Genomic DNA, 19,669 nt, shown 5'->3' on the forward strand with positions numbered 1-19,669 from the left:
TGAGACCCTGATAACTTGCCTGTCGAGATATAGTGGTCTCTATCCGGACATGAACTGGTAGAGCAATGGAAGATACGGAAAATTGATTTGAATACCATATCAATCTTATCTCACATATTAGATTGAGTAGATAATGTAGGAAAAGATGAGGCATAGTATTATGACTGACAAACAAATAACGTATAAGATAAGATAATGTGGCGGATTCATTTGATCAACATATATGACACAACCAATGGGTGAGACTGATATTCCAACATTACAAGATGCATGGGATCCTCGAGAAGATGTTCTCCAGGGTAAAATTCGAGATGAGAGTCTTGCTGCTGATGCACACGAAGTTGCATATGGGAATAACGTGCCGGATGTATATGATGATACAGAGACGTTCTTCGATTTAACATATCCAACATCTGGTGTCACGGGTGTTATCGAAGCGGTTGCTCAACGTGTGATTGCGCATTATCGTGGTGAGTTCCCGGAAGAAAATGGGACTATCACGCTTGACACGTCATTTGGGGGAGGAAAGACGCACTCCCAAATTGCCGCATACCATCTTGCTGAACATAGTGACGAAATTCCTGATCTAACGCGATACACACAAAGTGACGAAACAGCTCATGAGTATCGCGCTCTCGAAAATAATAAATCAGTACTGACGTCTGTTTTTGTCGGGACAAAGTACGCGCCGAAACCGGTCAAGCCAAAACAAGTCCGGCAAGGCGAGCATACCCCAGAAATACAGACAATCTGGGGACATATCGCCTATCAATTGTATGGTGTTGAAGGATATCAGGTAGTGAGTAGTGGGAATAATCTCGTTGCTCCTGGTGAGCAGTTGCTCAGTAATCTGTTTTCACTGTCTGATGAGGCGGCTGTTATCATTATGGATGAGATTGCGGCTCACTTATCTCACGCAACCGCTGTGTCTGTTAATGATGGAAATCTCGCAGAACAGACGCTCAATTTCTTGATGGCGCTGTTCAATTATGCGTCAAACAATAGTGATGTGACGGTGATCATGAGTGTTGCAGCTGACGCATTCGAAGATTTCGCGACGATTTTCGAACGCGACCTTTCTTACGATGATGAGGTGATGGATGCCGATGTTTCCATCCCGATTGCAAAAGAGACCATTCAGGAATTTCAGAATATTGAGGAGCGTGTCGCGAATAAAATCACTCCGGTTGAGGACAGTAATGTTGCAGACGTCCTGCGAAATCGGTTATTCAAAAATAACATCGAGACTGGATTGCGTGAGGATATCGCTCAACGATATTACGACTTCTATGATGCCGATAGTAGTTCATTCCCAGATGAAGCCTCACAGCCGGAAGCACGCGAACGAATTGAGCAAACATATCCGTTTCACCCAACAGTCGTCGACACGCTAACGAAGCAGATTGATGCCGTTCCATCATTTCAGAAGGCTCGTGGAGCACTCAAGTTACTTGCCCCAGCCGTCATGCGATTATGGACTGATGAAGGTCAGGGTCCACTGACAGCAGATCGTGAGCTGATTCGTCTGTATGATTTACATCCACAGGATGAGCGCACGAGCAAGATGCTGAAGAGTATCTTTGGTGATATTGAGATGGACTTTGAGCCTGCGGTGAAGGATGACATATACAATACGGATCCGAATGATACACCAAATGCCCTGTATGAGGATAAATATTGGATCAATCGAGGGCAGCCACCACTCGGAACCCGAGTTGTAACGACGACAATTTGGAAATCACTCGTAAAAGGTGCAGGAAGCAAAGGAACGAGTCGTGATTACATTAGATACGCGAGCGCGAAGCCTGGTGAGACGATTGATCACTACAATAGCGCCATCGGGAATCTCCTTGGTGAGAGCGATGAGTCAGCATGTTTCTACTTACATGGTGAGAATAACCAACAATTGAAATTCAAGACGATTGTCACAGTCGAGAAAGCGATTAATCAGGCGAATCCGCGCACAAGTCGTGTTGATAATCTGCTTGATGAGACGTTATACAATGCCGCACTTGGTGGATCCTCAATGACAATCTATGAAAACCCACAGGCTGTGCATGAGGTTGACGATACGATTGAGACGCTCGGACAGCTTGTGGTTGTTGAGCCGTCGACACTCACGATTAGTGAGCCAGATGATATTACAGAAACTGTTGTCACAAAAATTTATGAGAGGTCCGCAAGCTCCAAGCACGGAAACAAGAAGCCGCGAACGTATAAGAACAATCTAATTTTTCTCGTGCCGGGTATCAGGATTTCGCGCGCTCGGAGCAAGGCAGGTCGCCTCGCTTCGGTTCGCGTTGTACAGGATAATCCAGATGATTTTGGGTTGCAGGATGCGCAGTTAGATGAACTCCCAACAAAGCGAGATGAAGCGCGTGGTGATCTTGAGAACTTGGTTAAGAACGCGTATTCACATGTATATATCCCGAGCAATCCGTCGCCAGACCAACCACATGAAGGACTTGCACATTACAATATCACCGTTACTGACAGTACACTTATTAACGCAGTTATCGCCAAATTGGAGGATTCTGGAGAAGTTATTACAAATAATGAGCCAGCGTACAGCCCGAACTGGTTAGAAAATAACCTCTGGATGGCTGTTGGCGATTCAATGACAACAGTTGAGCTGAAACAACAGATTGGAAAGCAGCGCAGTGCGGAGATATTGCTTGACCCGCGTCCACTACAGAAAACAATCAGGCGGGCTATTAGAGAGTCCGACAGCAAATTCGCCTACTGGAACCATCACCACGAGCGTGGGTATGTGGATCCAAGTGCATTTGAGGAAATATTTGATGAGCGTAATGAGACGGTCACATTCGATGAGGCGCATAATCTTGTCGCCGCAGAAGAGCTTGAGGACGTGGGTATTGACAGCTCAGAAGAAGTATATGAATCGACTGAAACGCTGATAGAGAGTGTCGCCGTTACATGGCAGTGCTCTGATTGTGGTGATTACTTGGACTCAACACGCGAGTATGCTGAGCACTCATGTCAGATAGAAATTGAGTGCGGACAATGTCCTGACACCTTCTCAACTCAACAAGAGTATGAACAGCACTTACCATGTGGTACAAATTACGACTGTAGTAACTGCGGGCGGACGTTCAATACAGAAGAGTCACTCACCGAGCACCAACCGTGTCCATGGCCGCAAACAGTAGTAGGGAAGACGGATAGTCCAGCGGTTGTCACTGAAGCTGTCGATACGATTACCGCAGAGATTGAGGATAAGGTGACCCAAATCAAACACAACTTCAACAGTTCAACACATGAAATCAAGCAGTCATTGGACGGACTGACTCTCAAACTACAGGGAGATGACGCGTGGAAGAAGGGTGAGTGGATTGCCAAACAGATGCCAGAGCAAGATGGACTTCAGAATGTTGCTGTCGAACTTGAGTATGAGGCACGATATGATGACAGTCATGTTGAGACTCACTTCGATGGTACTGGCAAAATGTTTGCAGACACACTCAAACATACAAACAAACCGAGTGGGTCACCAGATGATCAGTATATTGAAATCTTGATCAAGGCTGACACATCACTTGAATTAAATCGGCTTGATATTCTTGAGGATATTATCCCTGGTGCGACGACTATCGAAATGAGTGTGAGAACAGCTCTTGAATTGACCGAAGATGAGAAACAAGAGATGACTCCATAACTGCATGAGCGGAACACAATACAATTCAGAGCCATTCGCATTTACTGCAGGTCGATATGGTGATCGACCGGTTTTCATATTGACACGGCGGTGGAAGCAGAAAGGACCAGAGGTGACACTGTATGAGCTTGCGCCAGATAATATCGCACAGACGCGTAGGGAGCGATTTGATGATATGTCATCGTCGGCAAGTCTGACAATTCACGAACTCCCTGATATCATCGCAGACGGTCAGACACCGAATGATATCAAAAGTGGTCACGGTGACGGGACACATGACTGGTCGAACTGGCAAGCGTTGAAGATTGTAACGCTCGGTGGTGAACGAAACAAGATCGCGATTAGTTCGCTTGTGAGACCAGTACTCACTTCTGGGGAATATGATACGGATTCGGTCTGTGTCGGGAGTGACGGCTCGCTTGCAGTATCAGAGTCGGTCGGCATTCGGTTGTCAATTGGATTTCGAGCGTTGCGCCCAGTCAGAAAGCAGAATCGACTTCAGGCGATTGCTGATGGGGTGAGTAATATGACACTTGGTGAGTGTTACTATTGGCATGCCAAAATGCGGTCGCCAACGGTTCCGAGTGGTGCAAAGGCACTTCGAATACTTCTCAGTAGTCACATTAACTGATCATGGCATACGATACCTCAGACACAGAGAGTACCGAAAGGGAAACACAACAAGCAAAAGATACTGTTCCAAGCACGGTTGCGATTGAAGATGACTTGCCACTCATGGCAATTGATATTGAAAATGAAAAGGATATCATGGCAAACCGAGGGCACGCCAGCAGGAGGTTTTCAAAATGGTTTGCCGCCCGACCAATCCCAGCTGTGCGACTTGCAATACTCGGGTCTGTATATCCAGAACGTCAGATAACTGATGACGAACTACTAAAATTAATGCAGATTGGACCTAGCGAAATTGACTCAAATATAGCTCAGTATGTGAGACAAAAATACACCGAAGAGAAGGATAGATACGATACATTAGACGATCATTATAATTATCCGAACCCAAATAGCCAGACCCCCTCTAAATCCCAGATTAAAGAAAATAAACAACATGTCAAAGAGTACTGGGGTGGAGAGTTGCCTACAATTCTTGATCCAACCGCTGGTCGAGGAACAATTCCATTTGAGGCGATGCGATACGGACTACCAGCGATATCAAATGAGCTTGATCCGGTCCCATTTACTATTAGTAAGATTACATTAGAGCTTGCACCAGAGGTCGGGTCTGTTGCTGAATCATATGATCGTTGGACAAAGGAGATAATTGAACGGACGAAAGACAGAATCAGTCAGTATTATCCAACAAAGGAATCTGGTCGTCAGATACTGAATTATGCGATGACGTATATCATTGATTGTGACTCCTGTATGGGGCGACTCCCGTTAATAAACAATTGGCGATTGAATGACGATGCAGCCGGTGGAGACGTGATTACGCCAACATATCAGGATGGGAATGTATCATACAACCATGCACGGAGAGAAGAGACACCAGAGTTTGACCCGTCAGATGCACCTGTCGCCCGTGGTGGAGACGCTGAATGTCCACACTGTGGTGTTACAACAGATGCAGCACGAATCAGAGAAAAATTCCAAAATAATGAGTTTGAGTACAGTGTCTTTGGGGTCAGTTATGAGAGTGAGACTGGCGAATATGAATATCGTGCCGGCGATGAAATAGATCTTAGAGGCATAAACAAAGCCAGTGAGCGTATTGAGTCTGATTTTGAGTTGATGGACTTCTTTGTTGAAGAATACGCTCCGAAACAGTGTGATAGAGTAAAAAACTATGGGATAGATCAGTGGCGAGACTTATTCACACCGCGGCAGCTGGTCACTCATTACGAGCTATTTGAAGTAATTAATGAAGTAAAGAATGGAATACGTGAATCATATGCGAGTAAAAAAGCAAAGCTGATTATTACGCTGATAACACAGGCAATTAATCAGCAGGTTCTATTTAATAATAGACTAGCTAAGTGGTTTCCTCAACATGGAACTGGTCATGAGACATTTGCTAGTCAGAGTTACAGTATGAAGAGAATGTTTGTTGATAATAACATAGTAGCTGAAAGGAAGGGTTTAAAAAGACGGTTTAAACATGTAATTGATAATTATGAGGACTTAGCATCTCAAGTATCCCAAGTAGATTCAGACATTGATATTTATAATACTGATGCGACCTCCTTATCTGGGGAAGTAAGCGCCAATGCTGTTCAGGTTGCAGTCATCGATCCACCATATTTTGATAGTGTTATGTATGGTGAACTATCTGATTTCATGATGATCAGTCATAGAGAAGTGCTTGATGACATATTTCCTGACGCGATGCAGAATCTAAGCAACGACGAGCAGATGGTTGTCAACAATGTCCGGCATGATAACCCAGAAGAATTCTATGAATCAATGATGCGGGACATGTTTGCAGAATTGGGAGAGATTCTCGTTGAAAATGGTATATTGACGCTCATGTTCACCGACAGAGAGACGAAAGCATGGAATACAATTCTGAAGACGCTTATTCAGTCTGACTTTACAATCACTGCCGCACACCCAATCAAGACAGAGGCGAGCGACAAAGCCGGTATGCACGACAAAGCCCGTGTTGAAAGTTCTATCTTTGTTACAGCACGCAACACGCCAAATGAAACAGATACGTCTGAATGGAGGGAGATAAGAGATACCATTGAGTCTATCGCTCGGAAGGAAGCACAGCGGCTACTCTCTGTTGAGACTATCAGTAAAATAGATACATCAATCGAAGCATTTGGAGCTGCACTGGAAGCGTACTCAGATGCATATCCAGTTGAGGATAAGTACGGTGACACGGTCTATCCGGGTCAGGTGCTCACGACAGTTCGAAACGAGGTATACAGTGTCATTGCAAACGATGAGTTGTCAACCAAGACTGACCGACTGGATGGTGTTTCGCGATGGTACATCCTTGCCAATGTCCTCTATGATGATGCTGATATTCCATTTGATGAGGCGAATCAGCTTGGTATCGGTGCCGATATTGATATCAACGAGATCAAGAGACCAACAAAAATTTGGTCAAAATCAGGCGGTAATGTAAGTCTGAACAATCACAGTGATCGTGTACAAGATATTGTTAAGCTGCGCGATAACAGTGCTGACAATCCATCAACCCGAAAGTACCCCGTTAATCCGACGGCTGACAGCTTCACATACACGATTGACGCTGTTCATGCTGCACTCCATATATATAAACAAGAAGGACAGAGAGCAACTCGCGACTGGCTCGCACAGCGTGAATTCAAGAGTAATCAGCAATTTAAAAAAGCAATCAAAGCGCTACTTGAGGCGGTGCCTGTGGACAGTCGAACGCGAGAGATACTTCAAGATCTCACCGCTGGTGAAACAGGTGATTATCTTGATATTAGTGTCGAAGAGCTCAGTATTGGTAATTCGAGCAGTGCTAGGCAGAGCGGTATTGAGGAGTATAAGTAATCAAGAGTGTATTGCTCATGTTTAGCAACAATAGTTGGCAGTTAACATATGAAAGCGGAACTGACGATTTATTCACAGATTTTTATGAGCCATTTTTATCTGAGGCAGAACAGTACAATCGTATTGCTGGGTATTTGAGCCTCCGGGGGCTTGCAGCAGCGCTTGAAGGTGTTGACTCGATGCTTGAGACAGACGGTGAAATTCGTGTGATTACTGGCGCTGACCTGCAACAGCGCGAGAGAGAATATCTGTTAACCGATACCGAGGGCACGTTCCCTAACTGGACAAAATCTCAGTTAGCCATCATCGCCGAACTATTTGATCGAGGTGACTTGTCAATCAAAGTTGCTGATGTCTCACAGCAGACTGGTATGTTTCATTCAAAACTTGGGATTGGGGTTGACGCGAATGATGATGTGCTCACTTTCGAAGGAAGCATCAATGAAACACCGAACGGGTGGTTGCGGAGTTATGAGCGGTTCAAAATACACCGATCGTGGAAGTATGTCGAGAGAGAATATGTCGAACGTGATCGGGAGACATTCGATATGTTGTGGAACGATAACCACTCATATGTTGATGTGTATGAGTTGAGCGAAGCTGACAAACAAGATATTGCGAGTTGGCAACCCGACGGCGGGCAACAACTGCAGAAAGCAAGGGAAACTGTTCGTGAGGGACGACCAGAGAATGCCCCATCAGAATGGGAGCTAGCACGTGCACTATCTGTGAACGGTCAAACTCCAGGAGGATTGCATCTCGCTGAGGATGTGAGTACAATCACGCCATGGCCACACCAACGGTCGATTTCAGATACTGTTGTGAGCCATTATCCGAGCAATTTCATTTTGAGTGATGAGGTTGGACTCGGCAAGACGATTGAGGTCGGGCTGACGCTCTCACGATTAATCCAGACCGGCGATGTTGAGACTGCACTCTTACTTGTTCCAGCCAGTCTTATGGAACAGTGGCAGCGCGAATTACGTGACAAATTCAATCTGAACGCCTATCGATTCGAGCGACAGAGCGGATATCCTGTCGTTACCGGGTCATATGGAGATGGAAGCAGCAGTACTGTGACGCTCAGTGGTGATGTGACAGCCTCCGACTGGTCTGATACACCAATTGGTGGGTTTGTTGACAAGCGTGATCGTCCGACTATTATCATCCAATCGTGGCACCGTGCCCGCATGACTGGTAATCAACAGCATGTCGCCCCACAAACAGACGAGACAGTCTGGGATGCGACAGTTGTCGATGAAGCGCATAACGCACGGAATCCGGACACGAAATTTTACAAACTGCTGGGGGATGTGCGAGACAGTTCACGAGCATTGTATGCACTTTCTGCAACCCCGATGCAGGTTCGGATTGAGGAGTTGCATGACATACTTCGATTGACCGAATTGCCTGATTCTTGGGATGACCGCAAACAGTTGGCGAATTTCTTCCGAACAAAAATGATCCTCCGTGAGACATTAGCCGAAGGCAGAATTGGCGATTCGTTTGGCGATATTGAGCGAGAGATTGAACGAACGTTCCAGCGAAAGTATGCAGACCGATTTGACGAATCAAGACACAGTCATATTGAAAATGACCTCTCACTCGAAGTAGTCAGAGCACGATTTGAGCAGTTCGCAAGAATGATTGCCGATCACGCCGCGTCATATCCGGGCTACACTGACTATATTGACCAACTTGCTGATACTATTGAGACTGATGAAGGCATGCGAGTACGGTTCTCACTGCGCAAGCAATTGAAGCGATTGATTGATTCTGATGAGCGTCGGTTTGTTGATGATCCTGCGGAGATTCTGTATGATCTCGACGACAAACTCGGGTGGAGACTTGTCGTTCGGATGTCCGAAGATATGAATCCAGTTCAGTCGCGTATGTTTCGAAACACTCGGGAGGTGTTACGCGATGCGAAAGAGGACGGACGTCTAGACGCGACAGTGCCACGTCGTGATGTTTCGACAGAGCATGTCCCGCTTGATAATGAGATAGAAGAGTTATTTGACGAGATCGAATCATACATCAAAAACACGTATCAGCGGTCGACAGAAGTGCTTGATGACCAGCAGAAAGCCGCTCTTGGATTTGTGATGACAATCTATCGCAAGCGATTAGCGAGCAGTTTTGCGGCTATTCAGAGCACATTACGGAGCCGATACAATTCACTTGGTGACAAACTCCCTGATGATGCTGACGAGCTTGAGTCACAAGTACGGGGGAGTGAGGCATCAGAAGCTGACGTGAGGGCGATTGTGGATGACGAAACAATCAATCAGTATCAGGTGAGTAAACGAAAGATCATACAGTACGAGCAGTCCCAAATTGAGCAGTTTATTACGAAACTCCGATCACAAAAGACCGATCCGAAGGTAAGCAAGTTATCGAGCGCGATTGATGAATATCGCGAGGAGGGATATCACGATATCGTTATTTTCACACAGTATACTGACACGATGGATGATATCGCAAATGAGCTGAAGTTGCTCAACGATGTTGGCATATTCAGTGGTGATGGCGGAAGCGTGTACAGAAATCACGAGTGGGTTGACGTCGGAAAAGAAGGAGTCAAAAAATCATTTGCAGATGACGACGGAATTGGGATTTTGGTCTGCACAGATAGTGCAAGTGAGGGACTCAACCTTCAGACAGGCGAGCTACTGATCAATTATGATCTGCCGTGGAATCCGATGCAGGTTGAGCAACGAATCGGTCGGATTGATCGAATCGGGCAGGAAAATGAGGTGGTGAAGATTGTGAATTATGCGTACGAAGATGAGATTGACGCTCAAATATATGAGAGTCTTGATGATAAACTCGATATTTTTGATCAGGTCGTCGGTGATACGCGACCTGTGCTTGCCGGAATCGAGTCCGAAATTCGCGATATCGCACTGAAAGAGGATACAGAAACGATTGAGCAACTGACTAAGGAAAAAGCACGGGATGCTGATGAGATGAGCAATACGATGGCCGCTGTTGGACTCACGGATGTTGAGTATGATACGGAAGCTGCACTTGTTGGATGGGGCGAGCGGACGCATTCAGCACTTAACAGAATTGGAAGCGATGCCAGACGGTTTGATCCGGTGTTGACGCCGTCTATTGTTGAGTATCTATTTACCCAAAGTTCGTCACTCGAAACTGCTGGTTGGTCGTTTCAGAGCCTGAGGAATCATGAGCGTGGGCATGAGTTTCCTGAGGCAGTACGTGAGGCATATCTGCTGTCAATTCCTGATGAGTCAGAGGTTGATTATCTGTTGAATCAGCAGGTTGACTCGGACGAGCAAACCGCACAGGAGGTGTTTGCTGAGCAGGATGCTCTTGTCGTGACGTTCTCAACAGAACTTGTGAATGAGCGTGGTTCATTGCGGTTGTTATTACCAGGTGATCCGTTGTTCGCACATCTCCTCCAGATAATCGACGATAATCAGGCGATGGCTGAGGAGAATGTGACGCTCATTTCATCCAATGAGATAGATGAGAAATTGGAGACCAATCGGATATGTGATGTGCAGGAACTAATCGCACCAGTGATTAATAATCGGAATCTAACGCCAATGGATATCAATTGTTATGAAAATGAGAAATCAGCAAAGGAAGCTGTGAAGAGGTTTGTATATCTAGACTGAATTCATAAAAATCCTATTCACTAAATGTAATCATAACAATAATTTTGATGCACACACCGAAAACCACCAGCAGAACTCAGTGTCCAGAATTTGTCGTTACTACTGATCACTGAATCCTGCAATAGTCTCATCGTCAAACTCGCCGCCAAAGTACACGGATCGACTGAGATTATTATTAGAATTCGCGCAGGTAATGTTCGAAAGAAAGAGGCAATCCTCGCACGAGCCATTGTGATCGCGTCGGCAGACAGAATCATACGTGCAAAATGCACTTTCTTCCAATTGATTGAGCACCTCTGGAAAACGCTCTTCAAACAGGGAGAAGATTGAGCCTAGTGTAAAGTTCGTGTCCGGCCGCTTGTAGATAATGAAACTCATAGCTCTTGGAAGTATATGCTCAACGAGACTATCGCGCCCATATCCAGAGAGTGCTCCAATCGAGTCAGTGAATAGGTGTGAGAGGGTGTGAAGTAGTGTGAATGCGTGTCGAGCGGGTGTTCGTTCCGCTGGAAGAGAGTCAAAACGGTTTGGAGCAGTCATCTTCTCAATGAACCAACGGTCGAGATTGTTGACAGTTGTTGACTGAACAATATTGTTAGAGAAGAGCCAATCTAACACTGCCTGCTTGTCGAGCGAGATCATAACTGCCTCCGCGTCCATCGTCCGAGCGAAAATTTGCGTCTCTGCCCACTGCCCACTAGAGAATGCATTTAATCGCGGTCCCATTTCGTCCTCAGTGTCGCCACCTGGAATTGGCGTCCCTCGAGTATATCCATATGTAACGGTCGTCACGGGGAAATTTTTAATCAGCCGAATTTCCGAAAGGTTCTGATTAGAACGAAGATCTGTATAATATTCAAGTTCATCTTCTGAGAGATGACTTTTTGTATCGACATCTTCGAGTAGTGAACTGAATGTGTATGTCTCAATACGGTCATTGTCATCGTATTCATCGCTGGTCACCGACAAATACTCAAAAAGCTCTTCGCTGAGACGCAGTCTCTTCGTCTTGTCGAACTCCGCCTGTAAGAACTGTTTTACTTCACTACGATGATCAGTCGCATCTGTAGTAAGCCGCTCTTTGGCCAGCTCAAGCGCGTGTTCCCGGTTTGATGCCTCATCATTCGCCATTAATTTCATAGCCTCCTGCAACAGTTCATCCTCGCTTGGACTGTCATTACCGCTGTTACGGAGTAAATAATCAGATATAATCTGCGCCTGATACTCCTGATTATCCTGTAGTGCATTCAATTTCTGATGAGCGTTAATCAGCGTCTGCGTCTGTGGATAGAATGTGCTGGATGCTGAGTGAGGGAGCGTTTTGATATCTTCCATATCACAGCTAGGACTGAAACAAGTTGATCCTCCATTGAACCGGGTCGTGTACGAGCAACTAGAATTTGTACACCGCCAATATGCGTCCTCGAATCGGACAGTTGGGTTTCGATACTCCATTCCTGCGCCACAATGCTCTGGCACGTATATATCCTGAATGCCCCCACATCGACAGTACGAAATCATACGCATTTGATCTCGGTCAGAAAGACCAGTTCCACACCGCTCACATGGGACTGTCGTTTCGGCATCCGGGAAATCACGTATCTCTGTTGGAGTGAACTGGTTTACAGTTCCACAGTTTGCGCATTTGAAACTTCTTGGGAATACCTCAAAATTCGCAGCCCCCGGCGTGACAACTTCCGCAGTCTCAAATCCAAAGTCAAGTTGGCTACTATTATACCATCGATTTACATGTCGTTGCACACGTCTGATGATATATTCATCCGGCAACTCATCGGCAGCTGCATTCCCTGAATCGTCTCTGTCCTCATGAAGCCGCGTAATCATACCACTCAAGTCAGATTCAGAGTGATTGAATGTATTCTCTGGAAGAAAGTCGAAAATAAACTTTGATTTTGAACGTTCCATCGTCATCGCCCATCATCCCCTTTGAATAACGCATCGATGAATGGTTGATTATTAAATTGCGGGGTAATTGACCCTGAATTACCGATATCCCGAAGGCTTACCATCGGCTTTTCATCACGGGGAAACTCCGGATAGTTCATTGATGGAAGATTCTGTTCCCAGTACCGCCAAAGATTATTTAATTTTGTATCTAGCTGTGAGGTGAAATATCGCGTCTCGGTCGTTTGCTCATCAACCCCGAAGGCGCTACGAAGTAATATTTTCATGTTCTGCTTTGTGAAATCAGAATAATTGTTGCTAGTCATGAGCTTATACAAATGGCTTGCTTTCTGTACATTGGCACGGACTTGCTTCGTGTCCTTGGTTACAGTTTCTGATCGCCACATCGTCGGGCGATAGTGCTGTATAAGCAGTGCATTAGCGACACCGACGAATGTCCGTTCGATACCGAATTTTGCCCAGCGGTCAATTGGGACAGGTTCGACTGCTCGGTCAAGATATTCATGCATTTTCTCGAAAAACCGGTATCGGTGCATATCCCGCTCTTCGAGTGGATTAAATGCATTAAATACGAACCCCGTGACCCCTGATTGGCGACCAACCCGGCTGCTAGACTGGATATATTGGAACGTCTGCGCCGGTAATCCGTAGAACATCATCATATTGAACCTATTAACATCGATTCCATGACCAATGAAGCTAGTTGACGGGACAGTATCTACCCGATTCTCAAATGGAATATCACCCTGATTCTCAAGTGTTTCAAGAAGATCCGAATCTTCTGTATCCGCAGTCAACTGTCGTTCAACTATCGAATTTTCATATCCATTCTCCATCATCTTCGGGTTCGTATGCTTCGCAATATTTTCCCGATAACGATCCTTCTCAACCTTATTAGTAAAGTAAATTACACTTAGCTCATACAAATCAAGGAGTTCACGCTTTTTCGATTTAGTTAATGAATCAAGTCCAACTCTATCTGCGAGTTCCTCAGAAGACAATTCACGTGCATCTCGAATAAGTTCGTGATAATTCTGAATAGTGTCTAGAATCGAATACAGATGAGATCGGTTGTCAGGCATAAACCCAACATACTCTCGCTGAATCGTATCCGTAAGGTGACCATAGAACGTTTCCCGGCGTTTCGGCCCATCGACTGGGAATCTGACTGCTTCTTTTTGGAAGAGGTTCTGCATCTGCCGCTCGTACTTGGCAATTGTGGCAGTAGATGTGAGGATTTTCGGCTCCTTTCCATGAATCTCGTCGCAAAGCGTCAGATAAAGTGTCTCATAATGTGATGAGAACGTCCCCAGTTCCTCACTTAGCAGATGAACCTCATCGATGAGATGTAGCGTGGGAACTGGGTCATACAGCTCATTTGGGTCTACCTCACGCAGATTTTCTGAGTCGACATCACAGTGTGCGTGCTCAGAGCACTTACCAGAGTAGCCGTATCCATGAATCGGGCATTCTGTGGTAAGATTTCCCAGTATGTTCGCGAACCGCGGTTGCATACCAGAGACAACTATCTTATCCAGTGAACCTAGCAGTACGGACGGGACATATCGGTAAATATCACGATCAACGACATAGAGCGGCAGTTGACCAATACAGCTATCGCCAGTACAGTGATGAAAGACACTATTCTTCTCTTTATCAAATTCCACCCTAACGTCGCTCTGGCAAAGCGGGCATGTTTCTACAACCTGGCACTCCTCCTCTAATCGCTGTTGACTTTCTGAGAAGGCCTCTCGGTACCGATCTCGACTTGTTCCAATAGCGTTTGGTGTATCGTGACTGCCAACGTAGAATCCTAACGAGAACGGCTCGCCACGACTATCCAATCCGAGGTTATTGTTTGCCTGACGTATCTCCTCAGCGTAGAGAAGACTTTCAAGAAACCGATCTTGCTGTTGGCGACTCAAGAGTCGTAATGGGAATCGTATCCAGGCAGTGACGCCCTGTTCTTTCCCACGTAACCGATCGTAGAATAAATTAAACAGTATTAGCCCCAGATATGCCTCAGTTTTGCCACCCCCCGTTGGGAACCATAGCACACCAGCAGCATCGTCATGTGGTGACTCAAATTCTGGATATTCCCGTCGTACAATACTCGAGAGATTACTCACAATATAAACAACCTGGAACAGTCGCCAACCAGGGAAATCGTATTGACGGTCGTTGACCTCGTTCATTAGACGGAAAGCGCGAAGCGCCTGACTATCCTGTTTTAGTATGTCAATTCCCTGTTGAAACCGCTCAATTTCCGTTGTAAAATCTTCAGCTGCTGCGTCGTATTGCTCGAGTTCTGCCTGAGAAAGTCCCAGTTCGCGGCGTATCTCCTCTCGTCGAGATCCCTGCCATGAATTAAGATACTCAATCATCCCTGACTCAATATCTTCGAGTGTTTCAATTGTCTTTCCACTCGCCAACTGGTCAAAATTGGTTTCATATGCCGTGTTGAAAACAAACTCGTAGACTGGACAACGTGGCACTGCTGTTGTCTCAATTCGTCGATTCCCATGGTCATCTATCTCACTCGTCGTTCCGCAGTTGTGTCCCTTACTCCACACCCGTTGGTCATAGCGATAATCTTCCGGTACCAAATCAAAAGTATATGGCTCAAATTGACCGACTGCGGTGATCTTTGGGTTAAAAATAAATCGTTCAAATATCCCATCATACTCATCCGAACTCTGACCATCGGGCGAATAGTTAGCGAGTGCAAGCGCAAACTCATCACCACTTCTGGTGACCTCAGCTTGAAGATCCCACTTAAGATCCGCTTCGGATAGTTTTGTTCGCTGCTCAACGCGTGCTGTGTATTCTGATTCAGAGAGTGGTGTTGTTGATGTCTTATTTGACGTTATCGGCTGCTCAGATAATGAATTATTCACCCCAGGAAAATCGTCCAATGAGTCTGAAACTGTCGTTTTAAGCTTAGACTGAAGCATCTCGGTAATGCGGCTTGCCTCCTGCTCATGCGCCGTTGGATCAAACTCTGTGTCGACGCTGATGCCAACACGACGAAAGAATCGTTTATCTAAATTATACAATGAATCAAAGTTGATATTTTCTTCTGAGACATCAGACGGGTCGATACTCCCATCCATTCGATTGGCTGCCTCCACCTGTGCTGCTTGCAATGATTTTTCGAATAGGTGTAGATATTCCTCGTACGTAGGAACTGCAGGGTAATAGACATCAAAAGAAAGTGATATATCAACCGTATCGCCGGTTGAAACTGGAGTGAATTCTAGTGAAATACTACTGGGTCTGGTCTTTGCTTCAAATTCCTCGTCCTCAAACAGATCATGTTCTGGTGCGAGGTTCGAGATATGATATTGATCGTGAGGGAAGTTTCCTGAGCAGTAGGACTGATGCTGTCCTCGTGAGCGTTTGAGCGTTTCCGTTGTCAGGTGTGACCCAATCTTATGTGCTGGAGTTAGGTTTATGTCATTTTCGTCACTTGCTGACTGCTGGACATCTACCTGTCGCGTCTCTGAATCACTCATTAGAAAGTTTCTCCATTGCTTCAATTGACACCTGAGTTATATCCTCCTCTACACCGTCAATGCTATCAAGATCATCAGATGTCGACTTATGCTCGCTGCCAACACACATTTGCGCCTCGACAGCTCGGCGGGCTCGCTGCCCAATCTTTTGATGTATCCGTCGGATTTGTTTCATTGATTGGACGATTGCGGGGGCACGTGGTTTCAATTCTGGCTGGAGTACTTCAAGCACACGAGATACATCTTTGTCATCGCTCGGACCGATTGTGCGACCATTCGTCCAGAGTCGAACAGTGACTTCTGATGTCACATCCGAGCCGGCTGCCCGAATCATTCTGAGTGCGTCGGAGTATGATGTATCGCCATCCGTGATATTTGACTGGAGAACGTCACGCCATTGTTGTACTGTCCTTCCACACTTCCGTATCTTATCTTGCTCTTTGGCTGAATCAAGATACATCTCATAAATATCATCGGTTGCTGTGCTGAGAAGAAGAATATCATCCCCAACATCGAGATCCTCAACCCTAACTCGCGCAATCTCCCCTGAATCGTTGTATACTGGGAACTTTGAGTGCAATCCAACAGTCCGCACGTCCCCATTGGATAGTTCAACTCTCACCTTGCTACCAGTCACCTGGCTTTTTGAACTTCCTCGTGACCTACCATTCTGTTTATTCCGCTGATACTTTCGACGAGTGTCAGTATTACCCTCTCTGGAACTCGATCCTTGAGACTTTGTCTCACCAATAACCTGTGTCTCAAAGGTAGCGTTGGTATTGTCGAGTCCAGATTTAATTTGACCCAACACAGTCGAGCCCCAAGTTACGAATTGATATGTCGTGATGTCTGAACAAAGAGGAAATTGGTACGGATGCGAGTTATACTCGAACGGTCGGGCATATACTGTTTCTCCGCTTGTTGCGGGCTCAATGTCATCTAGAGTTTGAATTGATGCATAGTTCTCAGGCATTGTCCCGTTCTCCATGTTGATGGCATGAAGTAACGCCTGGTGTTCGTGATCATCCTTGACCACTATTGTACGATTAATACCTTCTAATTCTGCTTTTTCAATAGCTTCGAACAGTGCCTGTTGGACTGGATGTTCTTTGTTCAATATTCCTTGCAGGTGATTGATTCCTTGAACGTAATTAATAAGAAGTTCAGCTGTCTGCCCATTTGCTCGTTGTGCAATACCCCGGAGTCCTTGCACCAGGTCTTTTACTGTAGATTGATAGAAATCTCCAGTAACAGCGTCTGCCCAGTGCTCAGGTTTAACAGGAAGCTTGGTGAGAAGATTATAAACCCATCCGACTTCCATCGGGGCAAGTCCCCGCTCTTGAAGTTTGTTTTTCATCTCTCTAAGTTTGTTAATGGCCTTTCCATTGTCCGGATATCCAAAAGAAATGCAACTAACTGACAAATCAGAGGTGGCAAGTAGCCGTTCATATCCGGCAGCCATAGTCGTTGCTTTAGCTGTTGACCCTGGACTCGCGGTGGTGAGTAGCTCACTCGTGATTGCGAAGTTATTAGATTGGTCTTGAATAGGGTCGAACACGCCGCGGTTAGTGTCTGTGTAGAATATAATCGGTGGCGTATCCTCGTCAAGTAAGTCTATGATTGTTTCTAGTCGACGACTTGGCTCGCGCCATTCGGCTTTTCGCAAATCAATAAAAATCGCCCCGATGCGGTCGTTGGACCATGACTGATCAAATTCAAATCCATGTTTTGCCGTATAAAAGTCATCATCGTGGACTTGACTTAATTGTTGAATACACTGCCGGTCAAGTAAGCGTGGGTTTCGACCGATTCCATCTTCCCGCAGTTCATCGAAGCGCGTCACATACCCTTGACTCAGTGCAGGAAGAGCCATCAATGACTTCCCGGCACCAACGACTCCATCGGTTGGAAAACGGGTATCCTGTGAGCGAAGATACGCTAAACAAATTGCAAGGGGGACGTCATTGGTTGGAAGCGGATCGTATATATATGACGACTCTGTCTGCTCGATTGCCTCCATTACCGAATTAATGGCTGCCATTTCTGTATCCGCAAAATAGAGCTTACTGTCATCCTCGATGAATCCACTTCCAAACCATCGCTCAAAGATTGGACGGTTTCGAGCCTTACTGGCCGAGTCTCCCAACCCACCCGTAGACATAATTATATTTACATTGTATTATCGGATAATTAAAACTTTTCACGAGAGTCATTCTCATACACACTGTCCTCAAACTATCGAATATTGAATATATGTAAGTAATTGACCTGCTAGAAGGTCTGAGAGCCATTCTGAGTGAAATATCTCACCAGGCGTGTATTGACGCGTCACGCTATCCGCTATATCATCAATGTTCATTCGCTCTCACTCACTCAATTCTATATACATGTATGAGCAAATAAATGTTCGCGTACTTATATGAGATGCTGGAGATGTTATTACCGTCGTCAGCCACGATGATTGCGGCGCGCGAGTTCACGGATCACCGCGGTTGTTGCTGGTTCGCCTCTCATCTCCAATTGAGAGATTCTACATCTGACCCAGTGGATTGTAACATTATATAACCAGATATACACGGCAACAACGATCCCAAACCGCAGGTGAAAGATATAATTACGCAGTGATTCTCTGAAAGCAGCATATTCGGCGTTGGGCGAGCGATATTGATCCAAACCATGCGATTGCATCCAATCCTGCGAGTGATTTTCTACTAACCATACTTCGGTGGAACCCGCTTAATTCAATACAACGGTGGAACAGATTCGATTATCCTTCCGGATCCGTCCCCTCATAAATCACTATCGGTATAGTAGTTTTACCCAAGATCTATGCTCAACTACTTCAACCGGGCAGAGAACCAGATGAGTCGTTGTTTTTGAAGAACAGACTACCCGAGACGTACCTCATAATGATGATCGTTGATTACACTGAGTCCGGTAAGACATGGCTGTGTCTCCCCAATTGGAATATCTGAACATTCATAGATGCTATATCGGATCATATCATCATCACCATCGACCGTGTGTGCCCGAAGATACACAGGCACGAGTTGATCGACGGTGAGCGATAGTGACATTTCGGCTGCAAGCGTCGGATAGCCTATCCTATGCTTTGCTAATTTCCGTCCACGTCCACGTTTCGCCTCAATAACCAGCAGAATCCGCTTGCCCCCTCGACGAGTCATAATAAGCCCATCAATCTCGATTTGCCCACTATTATGATGGACAACTGTCGGGTGATCGGGATGCGGTTCAAATTGAAAATCAAATGTGGATGCGACTGTCGTCGGGGCAGTGCCAATCTGAGCGGTGTCGAGACACTCGAAGTCATGGAGGAGCTCACCAGCAAAAGCGAACTCACCGAGAGCGACGTCCAGGAGATTGCGGATAAAATCAACGAGAGTGGACGAACTCACGTTGAT

At 45.8% G+C, this 19,669-nt stretch carries 8 protein-coding genes; 4 read left to right on the forward strand and 4 right to left on the reverse strand.

Features of this window, described 5'->3' with window-relative positions; translation table 11 throughout:
- The first annotated feature begins 223 nt into the window (after window positions 1-223).
- From HQRW_RS05760 to HQRW_RS05775, 4 genes are read left to right on the forward strand one after another with little or no spacing between them, the layout of a single operon-like run.
- Window positions 224-3,676 (forward strand): ATP-binding protein, encoded by a 3,453-nt coding sequence (locus HQRW_RS05760; protein ID WP_014555848.1) that lies wholly within the window; start codon window positions 224-226, stop codon window positions 3,674-3,676.
- Between the two features lie 4 nt (window positions 3,677-3,680).
- Window positions 3,681-4,307, forward strand: a complete 627-nt coding sequence (locus tag HQRW_RS05765; RefSeq protein ID WP_014555849.1) for a DUF7680 family protein — start codon at window positions 3,681-3,683, stop codon at window positions 4,305-4,307.
- Between the two features lie 2 nt (window positions 4,308-4,309).
- Window positions 4,310-7,162, forward strand: coding sequence for a DUF1156 domain-containing protein (locus tag HQRW_RS05770; protein ID WP_014555850.1), 2,853 nt, complete (start codon window positions 4,310-4,312; stop codon window positions 7,160-7,162).
- A 17-nt stretch (window positions 7,163-7,179) separates the two neighbouring features.
- On the forward strand, window positions 7,180-10,806 hold the full coding sequence (locus HQRW_RS05775) for a DEAD/DEAH box helicase (RefSeq protein WP_014555851.1): 3,627 nt from the start codon (window positions 7,180-7,182) through the stop codon (window positions 10,804-10,806).
- A gap of 99 nt (window positions 10,807-10,905) precedes the next feature.
- Here the strand turns inward: HQRW_RS05775 and HQRW_RS05780 are convergent, their stop codons facing one another.
- From HQRW_RS05780 to HQRW_RS16095, 4 genes are all read right to left on the reverse strand, one after another.
- A complete protein-coding gene (locus tag HQRW_RS05780; RefSeq protein ID WP_014555852.1) occupies window positions 10,906-12,738 on the reverse strand; it encodes a hypothetical protein in 1,833 nt (610 codons plus the stop codon).
- Window positions 12,735-16,247 (reverse strand): DEAD/DEAH box helicase family protein, encoded by a 3,513-nt coding sequence (locus HQRW_RS05785; RefSeq protein ID WP_014555853.1) that lies wholly within the window; start codon window positions 16,245-16,247, stop codon window positions 12,735-12,737. Before HQRW_RS05785 ends, HQRW_RS05780 begins: the two co-directional genes overlap by 4 nt.
- Complete coding sequence (locus HQRW_RS05790) at window positions 16,240-18,408, reverse strand: DrmE family protein (RefSeq protein WP_014555854.1); 2,169 nt, start codon at window positions 18,406-18,408, stop codon at window positions 16,240-16,242. The genes HQRW_RS05785 and HQRW_RS05790 overlap by 8 nt, the downstream gene beginning before the upstream one ends.
- 727 nt (window positions 18,409-19,135) lie before the next feature.
- Window positions 19,136-19,549, reverse strand: coding sequence for a DUF6997 domain-containing protein (locus HQRW_RS16095; protein WP_394294969.1), 414 nt, complete (start codon window positions 19,547-19,549; stop codon window positions 19,136-19,138).
- Window positions 19,550-19,669: the final 120 nt, after the last annotated feature.

This window comes from Haloquadratum walsbyi C23 (assembly GCF_000237865.1).
Classification (GTDB): domain Archaea; phylum Halobacteriota; class Halobacteria; order Halobacteriales; family Haloferacaceae; genus Haloquadratum; species Haloquadratum walsbyi.